General features: G+C 62.8%; 22 protein-coding genes and 1 tRNA gene. 12 read left to right on the forward strand and 11 right to left on the reverse strand.

Features of this window, described 5'->3' with window-relative positions:
• Window positions 1-37: 37 nt before the first annotated feature.
• From SR3_RS26470 to SR3_RS26510, 10 genes are all read left to right on the forward strand, one after another.
• Window positions 38-1,483 carry an MmgE/PrpD family protein gene (locus tag SR3_RS26470; protein ID WP_068093078.1) on the forward strand — a complete coding sequence of 482 codons (1,446 nt, stop codon included), beginning with the start codon at window positions 38-40 and terminating at the stop codon, window positions 1,481-1,483.
• A gap of 85 nt (window positions 1,484-1,568) precedes the next feature.
• Entirely contained in the window at window positions 1,569-3,311 is a 1,743-nt protein-coding gene (locus SR3_RS26475; RefSeq protein ID WP_068093081.1) for a tannase/feruloyl esterase family alpha/beta hydrolase, read from the forward strand.
• A gap of 231 nt (window positions 3,312-3,542) precedes the next feature.
• The gene (locus SR3_RS26480; protein WP_218018891.1) at window positions 3,543-4,904 is read left to right on the forward strand and encodes a multicopper oxidase family protein; all 1,362 of its coding nucleotides are present in this window, start codon (window positions 3,543-3,545) and stop codon (window positions 4,902-4,904) included.
• Window positions 4,905-4,937: 33 nt separating this feature from the next.
• Window positions 4,938-5,441, forward strand: coding sequence for a c-type cytochrome (locus tag SR3_RS26485; RefSeq protein WP_157099130.1), 504 nt, complete (start codon window positions 4,938-4,940; stop codon window positions 5,439-5,441).
• 11 nt (window positions 5,442-5,452) lie between these two features.
• A complete protein-coding gene (locus SR3_RS26490) occupies window positions 5,453-7,396 on the forward strand; it encodes a carboxypeptidase regulatory-like domain-containing protein (protein ID WP_068093087.1) in 1,944 nt (647 codons plus the stop codon).
• The gene (locus tag SR3_RS26495; RefSeq protein WP_068093090.1) at window positions 7,393-8,487 is read left to right on the forward strand and encodes a YCF48-related protein; all 1,095 of its coding nucleotides are present in this window, start codon (window positions 7,393-7,395) and stop codon (window positions 8,485-8,487) included. The genes SR3_RS26490 and SR3_RS26495 overlap by 4 nt, the downstream gene beginning before the upstream one ends.
• 916 nt (window positions 8,488-9,403) lie before the next feature.
• On the forward strand, window positions 9,404-10,078 hold the full coding sequence (locus tag SR3_RS26500; protein ID WP_157099131.1) for a TetR family transcriptional regulator C-terminal domain-containing protein: 675 nt from the start codon (window positions 9,404-9,406) through the stop codon (window positions 10,076-10,078).
• Window positions 10,079-10,095: 17 nt separating this feature from the next.
• Window positions 10,096-10,512, forward strand: a complete 417-nt coding sequence (locus SR3_RS26505) for a DMT family transporter (RefSeq protein WP_169805715.1) — start codon at window positions 10,096-10,098, stop codon at window positions 10,510-10,512.
• Between the two features lie 11 nt (window positions 10,513-10,523).
• Window positions 10,524-10,730, forward strand: coding sequence for a hypothetical protein (locus SR3_RS30945; protein WP_084455948.1), 207 nt, complete (start codon window positions 10,524-10,526; stop codon window positions 10,728-10,730).
• Window positions 10,731-10,737: 7 nt separating this feature from the next.
• On the forward strand, window positions 10,738-11,079 hold the full coding sequence (locus SR3_RS26510; protein ID WP_068093097.1) for a hypothetical protein: 342 nt from the start codon (window positions 10,738-10,740) through the stop codon (window positions 11,077-11,079).
• Window positions 11,080-11,165: 86 nt separating this feature from the next.
• On the opposite strand, the gene SR3_RS26515 is transcribed toward SR3_RS26510, so the two are convergent.
• The 6 genes from SR3_RS26515 to SR3_RS31680 form a co-directional block, all read right to left on the reverse strand.
• Window positions 11,166-11,239 (reverse strand) — tRNA-Gly (locus SR3_RS26515).
• Window positions 11,240-11,349: 110 nt separating this feature from the next.
• Window positions 11,350-11,739: a c-type cytochrome gene (locus SR3_RS26520; RefSeq protein ID WP_169805716.1), complete on the reverse strand. Its 390-nt coding sequence runs from the start codon at window positions 11,737-11,739 to the stop codon at window positions 11,350-11,352.
• 66 nt (window positions 11,740-11,805) lie between these two features.
• Window positions 11,806-13,149 (reverse strand): peroxiredoxin family protein, encoded by a 1,344-nt coding sequence (locus tag SR3_RS26525; protein WP_084455950.1) that lies wholly within the window; start codon window positions 13,147-13,149, stop codon window positions 11,806-11,808.
• Window positions 13,150-13,184: 35 nt separating this feature from the next.
• Entirely contained in the window at window positions 13,185-14,639 is a 1,455-nt protein-coding gene (locus tag SR3_RS26530; RefSeq protein ID WP_157099132.1) for a hypothetical protein, read from the reverse strand.
• Window positions 14,632-15,165 carry a protein-disulfide reductase DsbD domain-containing protein gene (locus SR3_RS26535; protein WP_068093106.1) on the reverse strand — a complete coding sequence of 178 codons (534 nt, stop codon included), beginning with the start codon at window positions 15,163-15,165 and terminating at the stop codon, window positions 14,632-14,634. The genes SR3_RS26530 and SR3_RS26535 overlap by 8 nt, the downstream gene beginning before the upstream one ends.
• 123 nt (window positions 15,166-15,288) lie before the next feature.
• Entirely contained in the window at window positions 15,289-15,630 is a 342-nt protein-coding gene (locus SR3_RS31680) for a hypothetical protein (RefSeq protein ID WP_157099133.1), read from the reverse strand.
• 357 nt (window positions 15,631-15,987) lie between these two features.
• Between SR3_RS31680 and SR3_RS26540 the strand changes: the two genes are divergently transcribed.
• On the forward strand, window positions 15,988-16,428 hold the full coding sequence (locus SR3_RS26540; RefSeq protein ID WP_068093109.1) for a hypothetical protein: 441 nt from the start codon (window positions 15,988-15,990) through the stop codon (window positions 16,426-16,428).
• Between the two features lie 229 nt (window positions 16,429-16,657).
• Here SR3_RS26540 and SR3_RS26545 read toward each other — a convergent pair whose 3' ends face one another.
• From SR3_RS26545 to SR3_RS26565, 5 genes are all read right to left on the reverse strand, one after another.
• The gene (locus SR3_RS26545; RefSeq protein ID WP_068093110.1) at window positions 16,658-17,428 is read right to left on the reverse strand and encodes an ABC transporter permease; all 771 of its coding nucleotides are present in this window, start codon (window positions 17,426-17,428) and stop codon (window positions 16,658-16,660) included.
• Window positions 17,425-18,363, reverse strand: coding sequence for an ABC transporter ATP-binding protein (locus SR3_RS26550; protein ID WP_068093114.1), 939 nt, complete (start codon window positions 18,361-18,363; stop codon window positions 17,425-17,427). The genes SR3_RS26545 and SR3_RS26550 overlap by 4 nt, the downstream gene beginning before the upstream one ends.
• A gap of 140 nt (window positions 18,364-18,503) precedes the next feature.
• Window positions 18,504-20,693: a penicillin acylase family protein gene (locus tag SR3_RS26555; RefSeq protein WP_068093118.1), complete on the reverse strand. Its 2,190-nt coding sequence runs from the start codon at window positions 20,691-20,693 to the stop codon at window positions 18,504-18,506.
• 128 nt (window positions 20,694-20,821) lie between these two features.
• Window positions 20,822-21,241: a hypothetical protein gene (locus tag SR3_RS26560; RefSeq protein WP_068093121.1), complete on the reverse strand. Its 420-nt coding sequence runs from the start codon at window positions 21,239-21,241 to the stop codon at window positions 20,822-20,824.
• A gap of 136 nt (window positions 21,242-21,377) precedes the next feature.
• Complete coding sequence (locus SR3_RS26565; RefSeq protein WP_068093123.1) at window positions 21,378-23,747, reverse strand: FdhF/YdeP family oxidoreductase; 2,370 nt, start codon at window positions 23,745-23,747, stop codon at window positions 21,378-21,380.
• Window positions 23,748-23,863: 116 nt separating this feature from the next.
• On the opposite strand from SR3_RS26565, the gene fdhD reads away from it, so the two are divergent.
• Window positions 23,864-24,679 (forward strand): formate dehydrogenase accessory sulfurtransferase FdhD, encoded by an 816-nt coding sequence (gene fdhD, locus SR3_RS26570; RefSeq protein ID WP_068093125.1) that lies wholly within the window; start codon window positions 23,864-23,866, stop codon window positions 24,677-24,679.
• The last annotated feature ends 12 nt before the right edge of the window (window positions 24,680-24,691 follow it).

Consider the following 24,691-nt stretch of genomic DNA (forward strand, 5'->3'; position numbering starts at 1 on the left):
CCCTGCCCAAACGCGCGCCTTATCTGGGGGAGGGGCAATGAGCTTCACGATCAACCGTCGCCACGCCATGGCGGGGGGCGTCACCGCGCTCGGGCTGGTAGGCATGGCGCCATTGGCATTGCAGGCCGCCACTGGCGCCGACCTGACCGGCCAGGTCGCACGCCATATGGTTGCCATGCGCGACATTAAGCTGCCGCCCGAGGTGCTGGAGGCTGCCAAGCACCGTATCCTGGATACCTTTGCTGCGATGATCTCTGGCGCACGTATGAAGCCGGGGCTCGCGGCGGTGGGCTATGTGCGGGGGCTGGGCGGCGCGCCCCAGGCTTCCGTGGTGGCCAGCAACTTGCGCACGAGCACGGTCAATGCCGCGCTGGCCAACGCCATGTGCGCCCATGCGGATGAGACCGATGATTTCGAGCCCGTGACCAAGGCTCATCCGGGCTGCTCGACCCTGCCGGCGGCGTTGGCCATGGGAGAGAAAAACGGGGCGAGCGGCTTGGCGCTGATCCGCGCCATGGTGCTGGGTTACGATCTGGGCTGCCGCCTGCTGATGACACTGGGCCCCGATCTGGTGCGCGGCAGCCATCGCAGTGCCGAGGGCACGGCGGCGACCTATTGCGCGCTTGGGGCGGCGGCTCTCACGGCGATGGATGAAACAGGCATGCGCTATGCGCTGTCTTACGGCGCGCAGCAGGTCTCGGGCCTGTGGAGCTGGGTGGAGGACGAGGACCATATCGAGAAGGGCTTCGATTTCGCCGGCATGGGCGCGCGCAACGGCGTGATGGCCGTAACCATGGCCGAGGCGGGGCTGACCGGCGTGCATGATGTGCTGGATGGCACGCATAATCTGCTCAAGGCGCTCTCCACCAAGCCCGATCCGCAGCAGTTCGTCACAGGTCTGGGGCAGAGCTTCTTCATCACCAAATCTGCGATCAAGACCTATACGGTGGGCTATCCCAACCAGTCGGCTCTCGATGCCCTGCTGACCCTGCGCAAGGAGAACCAGCTGACGCCCGACATGGTCGCCTCGGTGCTGGTGCGCCTGCCCACCGATGCCATCGGCATCGTGGGCGACAGCGCCATGCCCGATGTGAATTGCCCGCATCTGGTCTCGGTGGCGCTGCTCAAGGGCGGGGTGTCCTTTGTCGATGCCCATGACGCCGCGTTGATGAAAGACCCCGCCGTGCTGGCGATCCGTGCGCGCACCAAGGTGGTGGGCGACCAGAGTCTGATGGACCCTGCCGCCCCGCGCGGCGCCATCGTGGAACTGACGCTGAAGGACGGGCGCGTGCTGACCCATCACACGCGCTTCCCCTCCGGCACGCCGGAAAACCCGTTAAGCACGCAGGATGTGGCCGCCAAGGCCATGGATTTGATCGCGCCGGTGCTGACGAGAGCACGCAGCCAGAAGCTGATCGATGCGGTTTGGGCCTTGGAAAAGATGGACGATGTCCGCGCCTTGGCGGGGTTGCTGAGGGCCTGACGCCTTTAGCGCATGGCTGCGCGCGTCCATCGACAGAGAGCAACAGGCGCGGGGCTGTGATCCGGCGTCACAGGGGGAGTGTGATATGAGCATATGGTTCTCTTTGTCGGCTGCGCGCCGTGCAGGTGTCGCCGGTCTGGCGCTGGCCGCCGGCTTTGCCGCTTCTTCCGGGCAGGCGCATGCCGCTGCTCATGCCGCTGACCGCCTCGGCCTGGCCGTGGTCAGGCCGGTAACCTCCTGCGACGCCCTTGCCGCGCTGCGTTTCGATGGTGTGACCGATGCCCCCACCACGGTCACCTCCGCCAAGGTCGAACAGACCGAGAAGGGGGCTTATTGCCGTGTGGAAGGCACGGTGGCGCCGGCCATCGGTTTTACCGTTGAACTGCCGATGGAGCGCTGGACCCAGCGCTTCCTCGAAAACGCCATGGGCCGCCAGACACCGGCATGGGCGAGCGGTTGCGCACCTGTCACCGATGGCGAATTTGTCGTGGCCTCCGATCATGCCACCGGGCCCGGCGGCGGGCAGGGCGATGCCGCCTGGACCTCGCAGATGCAGAAGCGTATCGATTACGCCTATCGCGGCAACCATCAGACCGCGCTGGTGGCCAAGGCGCTGATCCGGGCCTTTTACGGTCAGGCACCCAAATTCTCCTATTTCATGGGCTGTTCGGAAGGTGGCCGGCAGGCGTTGATGGAGGCCCAACGCTTCCCCGAGGATTTCGATGGGGTAACAGCAGGCGCGCCGGTGGCAATCGACAGCGTTCACAACGTTTTCTTTCACCCATGGGAGGACCATGTGAACCGCCGCGCCGATGGCTCGCGCATTCTGGTGAAGGATCGGCTGGCGCTGCTGCATGCGGCGGTGCTGCGGCATTGTGGCGCGGTGGCGGGTTTGATCGACGGCATGTTGCAGCAGCCCACCGCCTGCCGTTTCGAGGCGGCCTGGGTGCAATGCGCAACGCGCGGCGGCGATGCATCGTCATGCCTGACGCCTGAGGAGACCGCCGTGGTGGAACGCCTCTATCGCGGCCCTGCCGACGAGGCCGGGCGCAAGCTGGAGATTGGTGGCTGGCCTCTGGGATCGGAGACCTTCTGGAAACTTTCGACCGCAAGCGAATATGGTGACCGCGAGACCAAGGAAGGCTTCGCCATGCGCCGCTTGTTCCTCCCCCCCGATGGCGAGAAAAGCAATGCGCAACTCGAGGCAGAATTCCGCTATGACCAGAATGTCTACGACAAGACCATGGCGCTGGCCCCACTCTACAATGCGGCCAACACCGATCTGGTGCCTTTTGAACAGCATGGCGGCAAGCTGATCCTGTGGCACGGCGCGGAGGATCTGATTGTGCAGCCAGAGGTCTCGCTGGCCTATTATCAGGGTGTGCAAAAGCTGCTGGGCGCCGCGCGCACCGATGCGTTCCTGCGTTATTTCCTGTTGCCCGGCATGGGCCATTGCACCGGGGGCGAAGGGCCTAACCAGATCGATCTGCTCACCCCGCTGATGGCCTGGACCGAGCTGCATCGCGCGCCCACCAGCCTTATTGCGGGCAAGGTGGCGGATGAGCCCGGCAACATGGGCCGCGGCCCCAACCCGCCCTATATGCCGCCCGCCAAACCGACCAGCTTCACCCGCCCGATTTACCCTTTCCCGAATGTGGCACGCTACAGCGGCCAGGGTGATGCAAAGGATGCCGCCAGCTATGTTTCTGTGCGCGGCCCCATCAAACTGCCCCAGACCTATGACACGCAGGCGGAACGCCTGATCGGCCCGGACAATCAAAAGAACTGGGCGGTGAGCGAGGGCAGGCTGGTCGCCCTTTCGCGATAAGGCTGAAACTTGCCAGGCGGCGAAACATCTTCGGCATCCCAAAAGCGTAGCGGCCCGGAAGGATTTATCCGCCCCGGCGCTCAATGGGATGAAGCGTCCGGAAAAAGACGCAAGATTGAGGAGGTCAAAGGGGCGATGGACCGCCGTAAATTTCTCGCCGGAATGTCAACCGCTGCGGTGGCGCCTATTGTCTGTTCGCCTCTTGGGGCCGCCATGCAGGGGCATGGTGGAATGGCCGGCATGGGTGACGGGCAGGGGGGCGTCAAAGCGGCGCCCACCATGGGGCCGCCGCTGTGCGGCAAGGCCGATCACACCTTGCGCATCGAGCCCTGCAAGCTGGAGATCGCCCCGGGCGTGACCGTGGAGACCACGGCCTTCAACGGTCAGGTGCCGGGGCCGATGCTGCAGCTGAAGAAAGGTGTTCGCACCACGATCGATGTGGTCAATGCCACCGATGTCGAGGATCTGACCCATTGGCACGGCCTGCACACCGATGTGCGCAACGATGGCGCCATGGAGCAGGGCGCCCCCATGATCAGGCCGGGCGAGACCTTCCGCTACACCCTCACGCCGGAGCCGTCAGGCACCCGCTGGTATCACACCCATAACACGGCCGGAGACAATCTGAATCTGGGCGGTTATTCGGGCCAGTTCGGCTTTCTGACCGTGGATGGCGGCCCCAGCCTGGGCGATTACGACCAGGAGCATTACCTCGCCTTCCATCACTGGATGCCTCATTTCGTGCCGATGGTGATGCAGATGCAGAACATCTCGGCCAATCGCCCGGTCTCGACAGGTTCGGACGTGGCTTACCGGCATGCGACAGTCAATGCCCATTGCCTGGGCGCGGGGGAGCCGCTGCGGGTCCGGAAGGGGCAGCGGATCATGCTGCATCTTCTCAATGCCAGCGCGACCGAGAATGTGGTGGTGGCGCTGCCGGGGCACAAGTTCAAGGTGATGGCGCTGGATGGCAACCCGGTGCCCAATCCGCGCGTGGTCGATACGCTGTCGATCGCGGTTGCCGAGCGTGTCGATTGCATCGTCGAGATGGACAATCCGGGGGTGTGGATTCTGGGCTCGACCCTGCCGGAGGTTCGGGAGATGGGTCTGGGCATCGTGATCGAATATGCCGATGCCAAGGGGGCTGCGGTGTGGCGCGATGTGCCCACTGTGCCATGGGACTACCGCCAGTTCGCGTCGGACGCTGCGGCGCCGGTTCCTGATGGCATCTTCAACCTGCAATTCGTCGATGTCGGCACGAAGAATGGTTCGATGTTCGACACATGGACGATCAACGGCAAGTCATGGCCCGATGTCGATCCGCTGCGGGTGGAACAGGGCAAGCGCTATCGCATGCTGTTCCATAATCTGAGCGGTGATCAGCATCCCATGCACCTGCACCGGCATTCCTTCGAGGTGGTGGCGATTGATGACAAGCCGATGAGCGGCCTCATCAAGGATACGGTCAATGTGTTGCCTTATCAGCGTGTTGCGGTGGATTTCATCGCCGATAAGCCGGGCGATACGATCTACCACTGCCATATGCAGCTGCATATGGACCACGGCTTCCTAGGGATCATCAAATATGTTTGAGGCGGCTCAAAACAGGCCGCGGGAGGAGAGATCGTGAGGGGCAAAATGTTGATCGCGGGCCGGTGCGGCCTGGCGCTGCTGGCCGGATCTCTGGCCTATCATGCCTTTGCCCAGGGTGGCCATGGCATGCCTCAGCCCGAGAAGATTTATGGCGACGGGGTGACCTGGCCGCTGAAGATCAAGGTCTGGCATTATGACATCCCCCAGCTGATTGAGCAGGCCAAGGCACCAGAGGATGTGAAGGCGGGGCGCATCCTCTGGGTGCAGAAATGCGCCTATTGCCATGACGGCGTCGGCTCACCCACCTATCGCACCATGGGCCCCTGGCTCAGCGCCGAGATGATCCGCAACCTTGGCGAGGCCAATGCCAAGACCTTCATCAAGAATGGGGACGTGCGCATGCCGGCCTTCCAGTACAATCTCTCCGACGGGCAGATCGACCAGTTGATCGCCTTCCTCAAGACGATCGGGCCTGACCAGAAACCTACCGCCAGCCAGCTTGCAGGCCGGGGTGAAGGCCAGTCGGCCAGCGATTGAGGGAGAGCAAGATGCGCAAGACATTCAGCCAAACCAGCAAGGCAGCGATAAAGAACCCGGGCCGCGCGATCTCGTTGGCGGCGATGGCGGCAGTAGCCCTGCTGGCGGGCACGCGCGGCTGGGAGGCGGTGGGCGCGCCCTCGATCGAGCCGCCCAGCCTGGTGGGCACGATCAAGGACGCAGGCGGCAAGCCGATGGCGGGCGTGGCAATCACCGCTCAGGCCGCCGACAAGCTGTTCAAGACCACCGTCTTCACCGATGAGCATGGGGATTATGTGTTTCCCACGCTGCTGGCGGGGCACTATCGCGTCTGGGCGCAGGCGGTCGGCTTCACCACGGGGCGCGCGGAAAGCCCTCTTGCGCCCGACAAGACGGTGCGTGAGGATTTCACGCTGCCGCCGCTGGCCAAATACGATCAGATGCTCAGCGGGGCGGACTGGATGAACTCGCTGCCTGAAGACACCTTCCAGCATCGCAAGATGAAGCAGGTGCTTTTCGTCACCTGCTCGGGCTGCCATGGCTTCGACATCATTCTCAACAACCGCTTCAACGAGGCGGGCTGGCTGCGGCTGGTCAAAGCCATGGAATCCGCCGATTACAACGGCTATCGTGGTGGTGACGACATTCCGCCCTCCCAGCTCAACTGGGAAGGTTTCGTGATGCGGCGCTTCGAGAAGGACCTGGCAGCCTATCTGGCCGAGATGCGCGGCCCCAATCCCTCACCTTTCACGCTCAAGCCCCTGCCGCGTCCGACGGGCGAAGCGGCGCGGGCCGTCATCACCCAATATGATCTGCCGATCCAGGACCGCCCCAACGAGGACGCCTGGTATCACGGTGACGACTGGATGAAGGGCGAGGCCAGCGGCATGCATGGCACGGTGGGCGTGCATGATGTGGTGGCCTCCGCCGATGGCATGGCCTGGATCACCCAGTCGCGCACCACGGTAGAAACCAATCGCAGCCTGATCCGGCTGGACCCGCGCAGCGGCGAGATGACGGTGTACACACTGCACAATCCGCGCGGTCAGCCGATGTATTTCGAGCAGATCAGCGATAAGGCGATGGGACCCAAGGGCACAATCTGGATGCATGGCGCGGGCGCGCTGGTGCAACTCGATACGCTGCGCCCCGACAAGCTGTTCACCGGCTTCCCGATCCCCACGGTTTTTGGCGGCACACAGAATTCCATCGATGGCGACAACATCGGGCGGGCCTGGATCAACGGCAAGTTCGGCATTGTCGGTTTTGATCCGGCGAAGCTGGGCGAAAAGGATGTGATGTATCCGGGCTGGTCGCATTACCTGCAGGATGTGGTCGGCAATGGCACCACCTATGGTCAGGCGGCGGATTCGAAGAACAATCCATGGTGGTCGGCCAGCTATTCCGATGTGGTGGCCACAAAGGATATGAAGACCGGTAAGGTCACCCAGTTTCCGATGCATGACGCCACCTATGACAAGCGCAAGGCGCTGATGTCGGCGGCGGATCTCAGGTTTTTCGAGTCCGTGGGCAGTCTCACCTGGGGCGGCACCTCGGGCGATCCCACGCCCTGGTCGGAAATGCCGCGCCGCCTTGCCGCCGACAAGAACGGCACCAAGGTCTGGGTGCCCAACTGGGCGGCCTCCAGCGTGGCGGAGATCGACATCAACACCCACAAGGTGATCTATCATGAGATGCCCTTCTGGGCACATCCCTACAAGACGGCAGTGGATCAAAACCACAATGCCTATTGGAGCGTACAGGCGGGCGAAGGTATGTTCAGATTCGACGCGAAGACGCGGCAGATGGCCTATTTCCCCTTGCCCACTCATGGCTGCAGCCCGCGCCACATGAGCTTCGACGATTATCATAACGAAGCCTGGATACCTTGCGATCAGGCTGATACCGTTGACCGCATCCAGTTCCGATCGCCCGCGCAATTGGCTGCGCAAAAAGCTGCGGCGAGGGTGAAATGATGCGGCACCTTGCCTCCATGGCCATGGCTCTCGGCCTGTTCCTGGCAGCGCCCGCGCAGGCGCAATGGCACCGGCTGGCCTCGGGCACGCAAGAGGATCTGAAGGCCGTCTCGGCCATCGATGCTCAGATTGCCTGGGCCTCGGGCGGGCACGGCACCGTGCTGCGCACCCAAGACGGCGGAACCAGTTGGCAGCGCTGCGCGGCGCCAACAGGCGCCGAGGATCTTGATTTTCGCGGTGTGCAGGGGTTTGACAAAGATACGGCGGTGGTCATGGCGGGGGGCAGCGGGCAAGCCTCCCGGCTGTTCAAGACTGCTGACGGTTGCCGCACATGGAAGGTGGTGCTGGCCAATCCCGATGCCGCCGGCTCGTTCGAGGCGCTACGCCGCGCCACGGCCTATGACATCTATCTGCTGGGCCAGCCCGTGGCTGGGCGTTTTGTGGTCTATCTTTCGCATAATGCGGGAGACACATGGGCGCGGGAAACGGATTCTGGTCTGGCTTTCCCGGCAGACGCACATCTGGTGCCGGGTGGCGCCTCGGCCATGACCAATGTGCTGTCGTTTGTGGTCTTTGGCAGCGGGGGCGGGGACGGGGACGGGGGGGCGCAGATTTACAGCTATGGTCCACTTTGCAAGGGCAAGGCTTGCGAAATCGGCTGGAGCGGCAAACCCGCGCCGATGGCATCGGGCGATGTGGTGGCTTCGGTGGCAGGGCGCAACATCATGGTCCCGGCAACCGGTACTGTCACCGGTATCGGCACCATGCCCGCCACGGCGCTGGTCGCAGTGGGCGGCGATCCAAGGCAAGGCATGGGTGCCGCAGCTTTCAGTGCCGATGGCGGTGCAACGTGGAAGCCTGCCAGCGCGACGCCGGGTGGCTATCGCTCTGCGGTGGATTTCGATGGCGACCATAACCGCTTTATCGCAGTGGGGCCGAATGGCACGGATGTGAGTGTCGATGACGGGCTGATCTGGGCGCCGCTACGGCCTGGACCCGAAGGCAGTGCCGAAGATAGGGGCTGGACCGCTGTGTCATTGCCTTTCGTGGTCGGCGAACATGGCCGCATCGGACTGCTGACCAACAGGTAGGCGTGATTGGGTGTCGACCCCCAGAATGTTAAGGCTTGCGATTTAAATCAAGACTTTGCGTGCTTTCAAAACAGCTTTTTCGCAATTACCACTTCGCCGAGTGTGAAGGCGTTGAAATCGTGCCGCATGGTCTGCGCAAAAAAACTGCCAACAGCTTAGAGGCTGGATGCGTCATGCAGGAGGTGTCAGTGGTTGTTCTTCACCCTGAAAAATGGAATGTTTATGCTCCCGATGGGAGCCAAAAACCGTGCTCCTGAAAGCTGTACCAATTCCACATATTCTTAACATAAGAATAAATCGTGGATGTAATTCTCAACTTTACGACCAGATGAGATCCGAGTGTTTTGACATGGTAGAAAATGGCGTTTCAAATTTATAGAAAAATCGCGGCATGAATCATGGAATTTCTGCGTCTTGGTCGTCCAGTGCTATCGCGCTGTGTCATTCAGTCGGAATCGGAACGTACCCTAGCGGCCGAGTCAAGGACATTGCTTGATGAACACCTATGTAGCTGTCTCCGAATGGCATGTTTCGAACCCTCGGGGTTTCCTTCCTCCCTTGGGGAAAGCCAGTCGAGGCTGGTCCACGATTGTCCGTGGTGTTGGACCTTCCTGACAGGCGGCTTCACAGCTGCGGAAACAGGATAGCGGACATTCGAATGGATTGGCACTAGCTTCCAGCCCGTTGTAGTCGTTCAGCCGTCGGTCTTCCATGCCAATAAGCGGCCCGAAGATTATTAGCATTGCCGGTCCTATGACCTGGCATCATTTGAACAAGGCCAATGGCATTATACAGCGCGGACGATTTGGCGGCTTGGCGATAGGTATATGTAGCGGTTTTAGCTTATCTTAGGATAGCTGAACGGTTCGCGGTCAATCCGGATTAACTCAGAAACGCCTAGGGCGACGGGGGGCGGGTGATCTATGTCGGCACGGTCTCGAAGACACTCTCACCAACCTTGCGGCTAGGCTATATGGTGGTGGTGCCCACGCTGCATCGCGCGGCCGCCAAGGCCAAGGAACTGACCGACCGCCATGCGTCGGCGATCGATCAGGGCGCCCTGGCCTCGCTGTTGCTCGATGGCACCTATGAACGCCATGTCTGCCGTATGCGCCGCCTCAACAGCGAGCGGCGGGCGTTTCTTCTTCGGTCTTTGAACAAGGCTCTGGGCAACTTTTCTGCGGCGCTCGAACGCTATATCGCTCTGCGCGAAAGCCATATCGCCACACTCTTTGCCACAGCGCCCGATGCCCGTTCCAAGCTTACCCTCCTTCTGAACCTTTATGTCGATCTGAGCGAGGGCAAGGATGGCAAGCTGGGCTGCATGGTGGTGGCCGGTATCGCGGATTTCGATCAGCTTGGCCGCGCGCGCGACATCCTGCGCAATCAGCTTTCCAGCCGCCGTGTGACCCTGAAGCGTCTGGTGCTGGAAGGGCAAAATGACGGCTCGGTGGCAACGCGCGGGGATGCCGATGTTGTTGCCGACATCCTTCTTGCTCTTTTGCAAGGCATGCGGGTTGTCGGCAAGAGCGCGGCCCTCACAACCAATCGGGACACCTTTGTGTCCCAGGCACTGCAGATACTGGGCTGAACATGCCAGACGCCGTCTTGACCGCCCTTCTGTTCGGGGTGATGCTCCCCCTGCAAGCGGCCATCAATGCCAGACTTGGCCGTTTTCTGGGCTCGCCGATCTGGGCCGCATCCATATCCGGCGCGGTGACCACGCTGACGCTGCTTGTCTTTGGCCTTTTCATCCGTGATCTGCCTCGCGTTACCGGCATCGGCCAGCTGCTCTGGTGGGCATGGACGGGCGGATTGTGCGGGGTCGTCGCTCTGGCTGGTATGGCGTCGGTTGTGCCCATGCTTGGCACCGGCACGACGATTGCGCTGGTTGTGGCTGGTCAGGTGACCTTTTCCCTACTCCTCGATCACTTTGGCCTTTTTGGCCTTGCCCTCACTCCTTTGACACCCCGCCGTATGGTCGCGGCAACCCTGCTGCTGACCGGTGCCGTTCTTATCAATTAAGGAAATTCGTCATGCATTATCGCACCATGCGGCCTGCGCCAGACGGCTTTCGGCACGGCTTTGCCACTGTGAACGGGCTACGTTTTCATTATGTTGAAGGTGGGGCCGACACGGAGCGGACCATCGTGCTGCTCGCCGGTTTTCCCGAAAGCTGGTATCCAAACCAAGAAGCGACGCCCCACAGTTCCCATCGCTCGGCAGTTCGCTCCTTGGCTTGATGAGGCAATGAGCCGCGACAACTATATCCCAGTCGTGACTGTCCATCAGACGTGGGACGCCATGCGGCAGCATTTGGGGCTGCCGAGCAATTCCGAGGCTGGCATGAAGCTGGTTCGCCGGAGCGTCTCGACGATTGCCCGTTTGGATATTGGCGAGGAATATTGGGTGCAGGGCGAGATCATGCTTGGGCACCAGAAGTCCACCATCTCGGACATCTATGCGATTCGAGATCCGGCTAATCTCGGTCGCGCATTGGCGGCGACCGAGCGCATCATTGACGAGATCGAGAAGCGCGTGCCGGGCGCATTCGTAGCCGGCAATGCTGCCAGACTGCGGGCGGTGAAATGAGGTAAGCTGGTGTGAGAACATCCACCTTACCGCGCTTTTACCGCGCTCGACTTTCCACGGCTTCATCTAAGTGATTGATTTGTCGCTGGAGCGGGTGAAGGGAATCGAACCCTCGTATTCAGCTTGGGAAGCTGCTGCTCTACCATTGAGCTACACCCGCCCGCCAAAGGTCCGAGTAGGACCGTTACGCCAAGCGTGGCAGGCCGATTGGCACAGGAGGTGGGGGCCGGTCAACCACTTTCCGACAGCCTCCCCGCTTTATACCCGGCCTTAATGCAAGGTTTTCAGATAGCCGATAATGGCTTCGCGCTCAGCCGGATCGGGGGAGTTCACCTCCATCTCGGCGCCCGGCGCAAAGGCCTGCGGATCGGCGATATAGGTGTTGAGCGTCAGGTCGGACCAGATGCCGCTCTTGGCCTTGAGCGCATCGGAATAGACGTAATCGCTGCGGCTGGCGATGGTGCGGCCCACCACGCCGATCAGCGCAGGCGCCAGCCCGTCGCCGCCATCGCCGCCCAGGCCGTGGCAGCGGGCGCAGCGGTTTTCGAACAGAACCTCGCCCTTGCCGTGTGCTGCCTCCGCACCGTGCAAGGAAGAACCGGCATTGGCGAAGGTCAGGATCGCGCCGGCCAAAGCCACGGACGCCAGAAATGCTCGCACCAAACAACTCCGTCAGATGTGCGGGGAGGACGGGGCAGGGGTGGATAGCCTGCCCCGTCCCGGCTCTCAGCGGTTCAGCGCCAGAGCCTTGCCAGAGGGCGTTTCAGCCGAAGCCACCACCGGCTTTTCGACCAGCAATTGCTCGATGCGGCGGGTGAAATCGGCCTTCAGCTGCTCGTGGAAGGCGCCGCTGGCGGGCGAGGCGAAGCCCGAATGCACCGCCTTCACCTTGCCGTCGCGACCGATGAACACGGTGGCGGGCCAGGTGTCGAGGTGGTTGAGCTGGGGCACCTTCTCCCACATCTGGGCGGGCGAACCGGCCTCCAGATAGGTGTACTTCACGTGATATTGCTTCACAAAGGCCTTCTGGCGCTTGAACGTGTCCTGCTGTTCGGGCTCCTCGAAGTTGAGGGCGACGATGGCCAGGCCCTTGTCGCGATACTTCTTGTCCAGCTCGACCAGATATTGCGCCTCGTCATGGCAATTGGGGCACCAGGTGCCGGTGACGACCGCCAGAACCACCTTGCCCTTGAAGCGCGGATCGTCCTGCGAGATCAATTTTCCGCTGTTGTCTGGGAAGTTGAACGTGAAGATGGCGTTGGGATCGGCGGCGGTGGTGTGGGTCAGGAAATCGTCGGGCTGGGCGAAGCCGCGCGCCTTGGCGACATCCTCGCGATAGGCGGTCAGCGCGGGGGCGTAGCGGCCATCGGGGGCGCCGGCCTCTGCGCCGTAATCGCTGGTGGCGGCTTTGGCGGGGCGGCTGGCTTCCTGCTGGATCTCCAGCGTGCCGTCGCCCTTGGGGGTGACCACGATCACGCCGGGGCGGCCGCCGTCGAAGTGGCTCAGCACCCATTTGCCATCCTTGAAGGCGCCGGTGTAGCTGCCGGTGTCGCCATCGATGCGCAGGATCGAGCCGGCCACTTCGCCACCCTTCTGCTGCACCACGAAACGGAAGGCCTTCTCGCCCTTGGACGATGGCGAGGACAGCGGAATGATCCATGTTCCCGCAATCGCCGGGCCGGAAACGCCTGCCGGCGCCTCGACATGGCGCACGGCATGGAAGCTGTAATCGGCGGAGGATTCGCGGTTCTGCGCCACCACCTTGCCGTCGAGTTGGCCGTTGTCCAGCCGGGCGTTGATGGTGGTGAGGTAGTGATCGACATTCAGCACCAGATTGCCGTTCTGGAAGCTGGCGCTGGTGGTGCCGTCATAGGGCTGGAAGCCGTCGTAGAACACGCCTTGCAGCGAGGGGCCGTCGCCCTTGATGTCGAGGCGGAAGGGGATCTGCGTGCCATTGCGCGTCAGCACCGCATCCCAGCGTCCGGCCACCGGGCTGTCACTGGCGAGGGTGGGGGCGGCGCTGCTCAGCAGCAGGGCGGTGGCAAGGGAGGCCTTCAATGTTGTTGTCATGGGTCATCACTCCGGTCAGGCTGGCGGTTTAGGGGTCAGGATGCGGTGGACCGCTGCCTGGGGAAGGTTCCGGTGCGCAGGTGATGCGCGGTGGCATAGGCATGCCATTCGGTGGGGAGGCCTTGTTTGGTCTCCAGCAGGATCTGCAGGATCGCCTGTCGCGTCTCGGGCGAGAGATGCGCGAAATCGGGGGACTGGTCCTGCCCGCTCAGCACGTCCAGAAGGCGATGGTAGACGTAACCTTTCGCTGGTTCCGGAATGGCGTCGAAGGCGCTGGAATAGATCAGATAGCTGCAGGGATAGCGGAAGGTGCGGGTGGAAAGATCGAAGTCCCGCAGCGAGCGTTTCTGGGAATCGCGCAAACCTTGCGCCGCAAAGCTGCGCGCGAAGAGCGAGGCCGCGATCACCTTGCGCGCATCGCCCCCACCCAGCGAGGCCTCGCCGGAAAAGAGCAGATAGCGCAGCAGCTGCTCGGCGGGCTTGGTGATCTTGTCGCGCGCATCCTCGGGCAGGCTGGCCAGCGTGGCCTGCGCATAGGCCGGGGTACCCTCATCCTTGCCCAGTGCATGCAGGGCGAGGCGCGTCTGGTAATTGGTCAGCGTGATGAGGTTATGCGCCTGCGTCTGATGCGCCAGCACCAGCAGCGCCACGGCATCGCTGCCCGGCGCGACATAGGCGGCAGGATCGAAAGGCCTGGCGATGGGCCCCAGCGCGGGCAGCGCCTTGCCGCCTGCGGTGGTGCCGGGCGGGGCCCCTGCGGAAGCAGGCACCACCGCCGTATTGGCCATCGAGGCCCCCGCAAGCGGTCCGCTGACATACCAGCCGCCCCAGCGATCTTTCAGCGGGCTTTTCTGGTCGGTGATATATTGCGGGCTGCGCGGGGTGAGCGCGCCGCTCTGCGCGGGATAGACCGAACGCAGCAGGACGCCGGGCACCCCGCGCGTGCCCGCCGCGATATGGCATTGGGTGCAATCCAGCTCGGCGCGCTGGAAGGTGGGCTTGTCCGCCTTCTGGTCGTCGAGCAGATAGAAGATCGCGCCCTGCATCGGATCGAAGGAGACGATCTCCACCGTCTTGCCGTCATGCACCGAGCCGACATAAACATCGTCATTGTAGTAAAGCGCGCGGGGATGGTCGGGCGAGATCCTGGTGAACTGGAAGCTGGTCTTGGAGAAGACCAGAGTCTGCGACTCTACCGGGATGTCCAGCAGCTTGAGCACCGAGGCGAGATAGCCGCGCTTGTCATCCCAGCTCAGATGCGCCTTGCCAGCATCGAGCCGCTTTTGCAGCAGCGCCACAGGATCGGTGAGCGGGCGGGTGCGATAGTTGATCGGCGCCTCGCTGAACGGCACATAACCCTGATTTTGCACGGCGATCTGGGCTTTGGCGGGCTCGCCCGCATCGCGCAGGGCGACCGTGCCCACCACCGCCAGACCCGCCAGCAGCGGCAGGCGCCGGGCGATGGTCTTCAGGGCGCGCGCCTTAGCCACGGGCCGCCACATCCACCGCTGCGGTCAGGTGCAGCGTCTTGGGCGGCTCGCAGGTGGCGCCGTTGCAGGTCTGGAAGCGCACGGTGACGGGCAGCTGCTGGCGGCCCGCCGCGGCATGGGGTTTCAGCCGCACGGGCACGGTGATGGCGAAACTGTGGGTGTAATAGGGCGTATCGAGGTTGAAGGCCGGATCATGCGCCACAATCGGCGCGCTGCCCGAAGCGGGGCCATCGGGTAGAGCGACAGGCCCCTGATCCAGCGTGACCTTCAGCGGGGTGGGGCCATTCTCCTTCTGCTTGAAGGCGTAGACATGCCAACCCTCGCGTACCACGCCTTGCAGCACCAGCCTCACTTTGTCGCCGGGGTGCAGCGGAGCCTTGCTGGCCGGGGCGAGCGTCCAGGAAACGGTGGGATTGCCGCCGGGCTGGGCCGGGGCCGCGCCCGGCAGCGACAGGGCCATCATCGCGGCGAGGCCGAGGCGGGCGGGCAGGTTGGGCATGATGAAGAGGTCGGGAAAAAGAGGCATGGATCGGGCAGCGCTTTCAAGAGAACGATGCGCGCTTTTAAATCCTATTAAAGCTATGGGAAATGAAATTTTCCTATAAGGGCTGAAAGGCAAAGACCATGCCTGCGCTCTCGGCGTGTTTTTTCAGGGCGATGGCGTCGTCGCGGCAGGTGAGGGGCGTGCGGTCGATCTGCCTTTGGCCGCGCCGCGAATCAGGAGCGGATATATTGGCTGGGCCCCCAGGAATTCCTGGCTGAAAATATCACCGGCGGGTAATATTCTTATCGCTAGAAGCGGCCGCAACCGCTTTCGATCCGCCGCGCCGGCGCGGTTCCAACTTTTTTGAAAAAAATTTCGCCAGGCCGGGAACGATTTTTGACGCTGGGCGTTGATAGCCGATTTGTAATATCTCCAGCGGTGAGGAACCGCGGCGATAATCATCCCGTCATATGCGGGATAGTCTGCCCAAACCTTGAGGGCATGCAAAGAATTTTCTTGAGTTGGTGATCAAGAAAAAAGGGCAGGCGATTGCCCGTGGTTTGCGCCGATTTCTGATGGTTGGAAAAAAGAAGATCCCGCCATCATTCATGTTTTGCGAAGTTAAAAAATTTTACTTGAAGAAAGTAAAGATGATATTGGATCTGTTCTTGTTCTCGTTTTTGAGAAATTGATTAAAAAATCTGTAAATACAAATCAAGAAGGCGCTCAAGGCTCAGACTAATACAAGTTCCAACTATTCTTGCCCCCGACATGATGTTAAACAGGGCTTGCGAGTCGGGATGGGGGTCTCGGATCGCAACGGAAGTTCTGCTTGAGCGTGTTAGCGATGCGAAGGGGATTGCGTTGAGCTATCATCACACCAGTCTGGCGATGGATGACAATCGTTTCCAAAACGAGGGTCGCCATCATGCCAAGCGGGCAGAGCTTCTGGCGGAAGAAAATTTCTTCGCCGGTGCCGCCGCCCGGTCGGAACTGACGCAGGCGGCCTATCGGGCCTGCATCGCCGGTTCCTCTTTCGGTCGGCACTGGGCGTGGGAAATTCTTCTGACGGTCTTCGCTGCGGGCTGCGCGGGGGAGACAATGTCGCTGTCGGGAGCCATCGGGCGCTTGGGGGCGCCTTATGAGTTCGCCCGTCGGCTGGTGGGTGTGATGGTCAGCGAGGGCTCGATCCGCATGAGCGACGAGCACCTGGAGGACGAGACCTCGCTGAGCGTCACGGAGCATGTATTCGGGGCCCTTCGGTCCTATCTGCGCGATCCGGCGCGGCAGGCGTTTGCAGCTTGACGGGCGCCGTCTGATCGGGGTGTTTTGAGTTAATCTGAGGGCTGAGCCACTGCTCGCCCGAAGACAGGGCCGTTCATCGTCGGGGGGCGATGAACGGCCCGCATTGTTTCAGGGTCTGTGGTATCGGTCCGCTTCCCCGCCCGGTTACCCATCGGCGTTATCCTGTGGGTGGCCGGGCGGAGGCGTGGGCCGGTGCCGCGAAATCCGGCTCCTCCGCCGGATTTTCACATCAAGGCTTCAGGCGCCAGCCGGTCTGGAAGATCCACCACAGGATGGCCAGGCACAGCGCCATGAAACCGGCGGTGAAGCCAAGGCTGGCCGCCACGCCCACATCGCCAAGGCCATAGAAGCTCCAGCGGAAGCCGCTCACCAGATAGACCACCGGGTTGAACAGGCTGACCGTGCGCCAGGCGGGGGGCAGCATGTCGATGGAATAGAAGGCGCCGCCCAGGAAGGTCAGCGGGGTGACGATCAGCGAGGGGATGATCGAAAGCTGCTCGAAGCTTTTCGCCCAGATGCCGATGATGAAACCGAACAGCGAAAAGGCGATCGAGGTCATCAGCAGAAAGCCCACCATCCACACGGGGTGCAGAATGCGCACATCGGTGAAGAAGGTGGAGGTGGCCAGAATGATCAGCCCGATGATCACCGATTTGGTGGCCGCCGCGCCGACATAGGCGATTACGGCTTCAATGGCGTTGAGCGGCGCCGACAAAATCTCGAACATGGTCCCGGTGAATTTGGGGAAATAGATCCCCACCGAGGCATTGGAAATGCTCTGCGTCAGCAGCGAGAGCATGATGAGCCCCGGCACGATAAAGGCGCCATAGCCCACCCCGCCCACATGCTGCATGCGCGACCCGATGGCCCCGCCAAACACGATGAAATAGAGCGCCGTGGTGATGACGGGCGTGGCGATGCTCTGCAGCACGGTGCGGCGCGTGCGCGCCATTTCGCTGCTGTAGATGGCCCAGATGCCATGGATGTTGATGCCGCTCATGCCGATTTCTCCACCAGCTCGACAAAGATGTCTTCAAGCGAGGAGCGGCTGGTGTCCAGATCCTTGAAGGCGATATGCAGATCGTCGAGGCGGCGCAGCAGGGCGGGCATACCGGTGTCATCCTCCTCGGCATCGAAGCTGTAGACCAGCTTGTGGCCTTCCTCTTCGAGGCTGAGCGACCAGTCGGACAGCGCCGCCGGCACCTGCGCCAGCGGCTCGGCCAGCGTCAGGGTGAGGCGGCGCTTGCCCAGCTTGCGCATCAGCGCAGCTTTCTCTTCCACCAGCAGCACCTTGCCGCCATCGATCACGCCCACACGGTCGGCCATTTCCTCGGCCTCTTCGATGTAATGGGTGGTCAGGATAATGGTCACGCCCTTCTCGCGCAGCTTGCGCACCAGCGCCCACATGTCGCGGCGCAGATTGACGTCCACACCGGCGGTGGGCTCGTCGAGGAACAGCAGGTCGGGCTCATGGCTCAGCGCCTTGGCGATCATCACGCGGCGCTTCATGCCGCCCGACAGTTCGATCATCTTGGCGTCGCGCTTCTCCCACAGCGAGAGGTCACGCAGCAGCTGCTCGATATAGGCCGGATCGGGCGCCTTGCCGAACAGGCCCCGGCTGAAGCTGACGGTGTTCCACACGGTGGTGAAGATATCGACCGCGATCTCCTGAGGCACCAGCCCGATGCGCTGGCGGGCGAGGCGGAAGTTATGCGCGATGTCCTCGCCATCCATGGCGATGGTGCCGCCGCTCTTGTTGACGGTGCCGCAGACGATGGAGATCAGCGTGGTCTTGCCTGCGCCATTGGGGCCGAGCAGGGCGAAGATTTCCCCGCGCTCGATCTCCAGATCGACGCCGCCAAGCGCGGTATGGCCGGATTTATATTGTTTGCTTAAGCCCGAAATGGACAGGATGGGGGATGAGACGGGGGGCATGCAGGCTCCTCAGGACCGGAAGCGCGAAGGACAGATGGCGCGGAAAAACGCCTGCGCGTCCCCCCACCGCACGGGAAGATAGGACGGCCTTCGTATGGTTACCAGAGGGGCTGGTCTCTTTTTGTACTCTCCGGTTAATCCTATAGATTACCCGGATGATAGGGCTTTTCGGCGTGGCCCTGCAAGTCTTCGGGGTAGAAATAGACCTTGCGCAGATCGCCGGAGGCATAGCGCGCGATCTGGTCGGAGAAATGGGGAGAGGCCGGATCGCCGCTCTGTCCGCCGGCCATCACCGCCCTGGCCGAGACGCGCGGGCCGAATTCCACCACGGCCACGAAGCTGTTGCCGCTGGTGCCGTAATAGCGCCTGGTCCCCGGCCAGGGCTTGGCGCCGAAGGAGGCCAGACTGCCCCATTGCGCCGAGGTAAAGGGCACGGGCAGCGATGGCTTGCTGTCATCGAAATGGGGCTTGATGGCATCGTCGAGCCGCTGGAAGCGGTTGATCTGCCGCCAAGGCACCTGCCAGCGGCCGAAATCCTGAGTCAGGCGATCGACGGCGGCGTTTAAAGCTTTCAGCTTATCCTCGGGGCTGACCTTGGTGGCGATATAGTCTGGCACATTCATCCGCTCGGCCTGAGCGAAGCTGCCCACCTCATGCCACAGCTGATCGCCCCAGAAGACGGCGAGGCTGGTGGGGGTGGACTCGGCGCTCCAGCGGCAATCCCAGCCTTTCAGCAGGGCAATGGGGGCGGCCAGCCCGGCGCGGCGCGGATCGCTTTCGGGCAAGGCGTCCCATGCTTTCACCAGACCGGGGATCAACGCCCCAAAGGCGGGCAGGTAGGAATCGAAGGCGGCATCGCGCAGCCTGTCAGCCGTCCAGCCGCTTTTGCCCATCAGCACCAGATCGGCATGGGCGCCGCGCGGATTGTGCCCCACCTGATCCATATAGCGCGGATAGTCGGCGGGTTTGGGGCTTTCGGGCCCGGCGGCGTCCCACGGCCAGTCATTGGTGTTGTGGGTCCAGCCCACCTTGGGATTGATCACATTGGGCAGGCTGGCGATGGTGTGCAGCCCGTGCCAGTCGGTGGCCGGATCGCTGCCGTCCACCGGCTTGCGGTAATCGAAGCGATTGTCGCGCAGGGGCATGAACTGCGGCATCAGGAAAGCCGTCTCGCCCTTGCTGTCGGCGAAAAGCGTGTCGTTGGAGGAATTGGCCTTCAGCTCGGCCACCTTCATAAAGCTGGCCAGATCGGTCGCCTTGGTGCGCAGCCAGGATTGCTCCAGCGCGTGCACCGGCTTCCACATCAGCGCGGTGGCGATCCAGCGGCCATCCTTCATCGCCACGATGGGGCCGTGATGGGTGCGCCATATGGTGAAGCTGCGTTCGCCCATTGTGCCATCGGGTTTGCGGAAGCGCAGAGTGATCGCCTTGCTGGCCACGGGCCGCAAAGCCGCACCGTAGCGATAGGCAAAGCCGCTGCCCTGCTTCTCGATCTTCTCCGCAAACTCATCGATGTTGTCGACGGTGGAGGAGGTGTGCATCCACCCGGCCTTCGCGTTAAAGCCCTGATAGATAAAGAACTGGCCCCAGGTGCTCGCGCCATAGGCATTGAGCCCCTGATCGCTGCTCATCTGCGCCTCGGAGCGGAAATAGAAGCTGGTATGCGGGTTGATCAGCAGCAGCGCATGGCCATTGGCGCTGATCTGCGGCGCGATGGTGATGCCGTTCGACCCCGAAGGCTCGCGCGGGACCTTGCCCAGTTCCTCCGGCGAGGGCGGGGTCGGCTGGTTGTAGAACGTCTTCAACTGGCTGATCGAAATGCGCTCCACATCCCCGCCGATGCTGCCCTCGGTAAAGCTGAGCGCCATCCAGGGTTCGAAGTGATTCAACACCTTGGGATGCACCTGAGGATGGGTGGCGAGGTAATAGTTCAAACCATCGGCCCAGCCATCCATCAGCCTGCGCAGCCACAGCGGGCTGGCGGCATATTGCGCTTTCAGCGCGGCGGGGTCGACGAAAAGCCTCTGCCGCAGATCGCCCCAGATGGCGTCCTCCCCCTCGGCCTCGGCGGTGCGGCCCAGCGCTGTGAGGTAATTGGCCTCGACGCGCGAGAAATCGTCCTCGGCCTGCGCATAGATCAGGCCGAAGACGGCATCGGCGTCGCTTGTCCCATGCACATGGGGAATGCCCCAATCGTCGCGCGTGATGGTGACGCGGGAGGCCTGCGCTTTCTGCCGCGCCAGATCGGCTGGCGTGGCCGAGGCGCTGGCTGATGCCAGCAGAGCCAGAAGAAACAGCGAAGGGCGTGCGTAACGGGAAAGCGTGTCCATCAAACCAGCCTAGAGGCATCGGCAGCGCAGGCCTATGCGTCGGCTGGCTTATGGGACGATTTTATCGTTTCGGTCACTTCACCTCGACAGGGGCTAAGCCCGGTGCTTTTCGGGCCTGCGCGGGTTGATCAGGCGCGATACATCCGCAGGTCTTCGTCCCTTTGCCGCATGGCGGATGCGGCTTTTTTGGCTTCGGCCATGGCCTGCTGTTGTTCTGCCTGCCGCTTGTCCCGCAGGCGCTTGTCCGAAGCGGAGATCAGCGCGCTGACTGGCCTGAAATCACCTTTCTTGCGCAGGGCCTTCATCTCGGCGAGTTCGCCCTCGGTGTAATCGGGTTCGCCCAAAGCGTGCCGCTTTTTCCGGGCGTAGAAGATCATATCATCGCAGCCTTTGCGGCCTAGATGTCGAGCTTTGTAGTGAAGCTGTATGGGGGCCAGCATGACAACCATGGCGCAGCCGAGCAACAGGATGATGGAGATCGGCCCGAAGAGCGCCACCATGCCGCAGACGAGGACGGGCGCGGCAAGTCGATAGAGAGCCTTCATCATCGGGGAGCAATGTTAAAGGCTGCTCCCTTAAAAAGGCGTTAGAAGGCCCCGACCGCATAGCAGCCCTCAGCAGTTGCAACGCTGCGCGCCAAAGCCGGGCAAGCCAATCCAGCGCAAGGCCGATCCCGCTTAAACGTTAGACGATCCCGGCCACCCCATCACGCCGCACCACCAACTCATCCTCCTCGCTGGGCACCCTGGGCTCGGCCAGCGTGATCTTGACGGGGATCGACTTGTAGGCCGGGGTCATGCTCTGCGGATCGTGATGTTCCAAGGCGATCAGTGGCTGGGTTTCGGGGTAATAGGCGCCGCAGCAGCCATCGGGCAGGGATTGCGCCACCAGAGTCAGCCCGCGCACCACGCGGCCCGGCGCGGCATGCGCCAGCGCGGTGGAGACATCGACCACATCGCCCTCATGGAAGCCCAGCCGCGCCAGCTCCTTCGGGCTGACGAACAGGATGTCGCGCCGCCCGAAGACGCCGCGATAGCGGTCGTCCAGACCGTAGACCGTGGTGTTGTACTGGTCATGCGAGCGCAGGGTGGTCAGCTTGAGGACGGTGTCATCATCGGTCACCTCATCCTCGTCGAGGCTGGCATGGGTAAGAAACTGCGCCTTGCCGTCGGGCGTGTTCCACTGACGAAGCGCCGCCGAATTGGTGAGGTGGAAACCGCCCGGCTTGCGGATGCCCTGATTGTAATTGGCGAAAGCGGGGAAGACCTGCTCGATCAGATCGCGGATCAGATCGTAATCGCCGACCAGCCTGTCCCAATCCACGCCGCCGGCCTGCGGCTTGCCCATGGCCTCCAGCGTGGCCTTGGCCATCTTCGCCACGATCCAGGGCTCGGATCGCACCATATCGCTGGGCGGCTTAAGGAACCCGCGCGAGGCGTGGACCATCGACATGGAATCCTCCACCGTCACGGCCTGAGAGCCGGTGGCCTGCACATCCAGATCGGTGCGGCCAAGGCAGGGCAGGATAAAGCTGTCCTTCGCCATCAGCAGATGGGTGCGGTTGAGCTTGGTGGTGATATGCACCGCCAGATCCTGCTTGCGAAAACCCTCGGCGCAGGCGGCGGGGTCTGAGCAGGCGATGGCCAGATTGCCGCCCAGACAGATCACCGCCCTGGCGAAGCCCTCGCGCATGGCGGCGATGCTTTCCACCACCGAATTGCCATGCTTGCGCGGCGGATCGAAGTTGAAGACCTCCTGCATCCTGTTCAGGAAGGCCTCGGTCGGGCGCTCCCAGATGCCCACGGTGCGGTCGCCCTGCACGTTGGAGTGGCCGCGCAGGGGGCAGATGCCCGCGCCCTTCTTGCCGATGTTGCCCTTCATCAGCAGCAGATTGGCCAGCTGCTGCACATTCTGCGTGCCGGTGCGGTGCTGGGTGATGCCCATGCCATAGCACAGGATCGTCGCCTTGGCCTTGGCATAGACCGCAGCCACGCCTTCCAGATCGGCGCGGGCAAGGCCGCTATCCCGCACGATCACGTCCCAGCCGGTGGCCTCGATATCGGCCACGAAGGCCTCGAAACCATTGGTGTGCTGGGCGATAAACGCCCGGTCCAGCACGCTGGGCCTGCCCGCCGCCAGAGCCGCCGCATCCAGCGCCAGCAGCCCCTTGGCGATGCCCTTGAGCGCCGCCATATCGCCGCCCACCTTCACCTGCAGATAGGTGTCGGCAATCGGCGTGGCCGAGAAGGTGGCCATCTCCACCGGCGATTGCGGCGAGGCGAAACGCTCCAGCGCGCGCTCACGCAGCGGGTTGAACACGATGATCCGCGCCCCGCGCCGGGCGGCGCTGCGCAGATTGGCCATCATGCGCGGATGGTTGGTGCCCGGATTGTGGCCGAAGGACAGGATCAGATCGGCATGATCGAAATCGTCGAGGCTGACCGTCCCCTTGCCGATGCCGATGGATTTCGGCAGCCCCACCGATGTGGCCTCATGGCACATGTTCGAGCAATCGGGGAAATTGTTGGTGCCATAGAGCCGCACGAACAGCTGATAGAGAAACGCCGCCTCATTCGAACAGCGGCCAGAGGTGTAGAACTCGGCGCGATCAGGATTGTCCAGCGCGGCCAGACCCTTGCCGATGGCGGCCATGGCGTCTTCCCAGCTCACCGGCTCATAATGGCCGGTGGCGAGGTTGTAGCGCATGGGCTCGGTGATGCGGCCCTGATCCTCCAGCCAGTGGTCGGACTGCTGCCACAGATCGGCCACGCTGTGCTGCGCGAAAAACTCGGCCCCCACCCGGCGCGAGGTCGATTCCCACGCCACCGCCTTGGCGCCATTCTCGCAGAACTCGAAAGCGGAGCTGTGATCGGGGTCGGGCCAGGCGCAGCTGGGGCAGTCGAAACCCTCGGGCTTGTTCTGCTTCCACAGCGCCTGCGTGCCGCGCTCCACCGCCTGCTGCTGCTTGAGCGCGCTGGCCACCGCGCGCAGAGCGCCCCAGCCACCGGCGGGATCGTCATAGCGTTCAATGCCCTCGGGCCGTTGTTCATCCATGACTTGCCGCTCCGTTCTGATGGTAGACCATTATGTGTCAGCCGGGCGAGTCAGGACAACCCCCAAATCACGCCGAAATTTTGCGCATTGCGACATGCTCGCCTATGGAAAGCGACATGCCAACCGACCCCCGCTCCATAAGCCTGCCCGTCCGCCGCCTGGGGTTGGCGCAAGCCGGCGACGCCGACCTGCCCCGCACCGTGCCCATCGAGGCGCCCATCGCCATCGAGGTCGGCGGTTTCGGCTATGCGGTCATGATGGGCACGCCGGCGGATCTTGAGGATTACGCCCTCGGCTTCGCACTGGCCGAGGGCCTGATCGAGCGGGCGGACCAGATGGCAGCCGTCGATGCGGTTGCGTTGGAAAACGGAGGTTGGGTGCTACGCCTCTGGCTCGCGCCCGAGCGCGCTTCCATCGGTTTGGAACGCGCCCGCACCCGCCTTGGCGAGAGCAGTTGCGGCCTTTGCGGCATGGACTCGATCGAGGCGGTTTTGGCGCCCCTGCCGCGTCTGGCCACCAGCCTTGCGGTCACAAGAGAGGCCATCGCCCATGCGTTGCATGCCCTCTCCGACCATCAGCCGCTGGGCCGGGCGACGGGCGCTGTCCATGCCGCCGCCTTCTGCGCTCCCGATGGCGCGATTGTTTTGGCGCGGGAGGATGTCGGCCGCCACAATGCGCTGGACAAGCTGGTCGGCGCGCTGTTGCGGGAAGGCATCGATCCGGCGGGCGGCTTTATCCTGCTCTCCGCGCGCTGCAGCTATGAGTTGGTGGAAAAGACCGTCCGCGCCGGCTGCCCGCTGCTGGTGACGATCTCCGCGCCGACCAGTCTGGCCGCCCAGCGCGCTGAGGGGGCGGGGCTGGCGCTGGTGTCTCTGGCGCGGCGGGATAGCGCCTTGGTGGTGTGTGATCCGCAGAAGGTCATTAAGGCATAAAAGGTAAAGTGC

Source organism: Novosphingobium rosa NBRC 15208, assembly GCF_001598555.1.
Taxonomy (GTDB): domain Bacteria; phylum Pseudomonadota; class Alphaproteobacteria; order Sphingomonadales; family Sphingomonadaceae; genus Novosphingobium; species Novosphingobium rosa.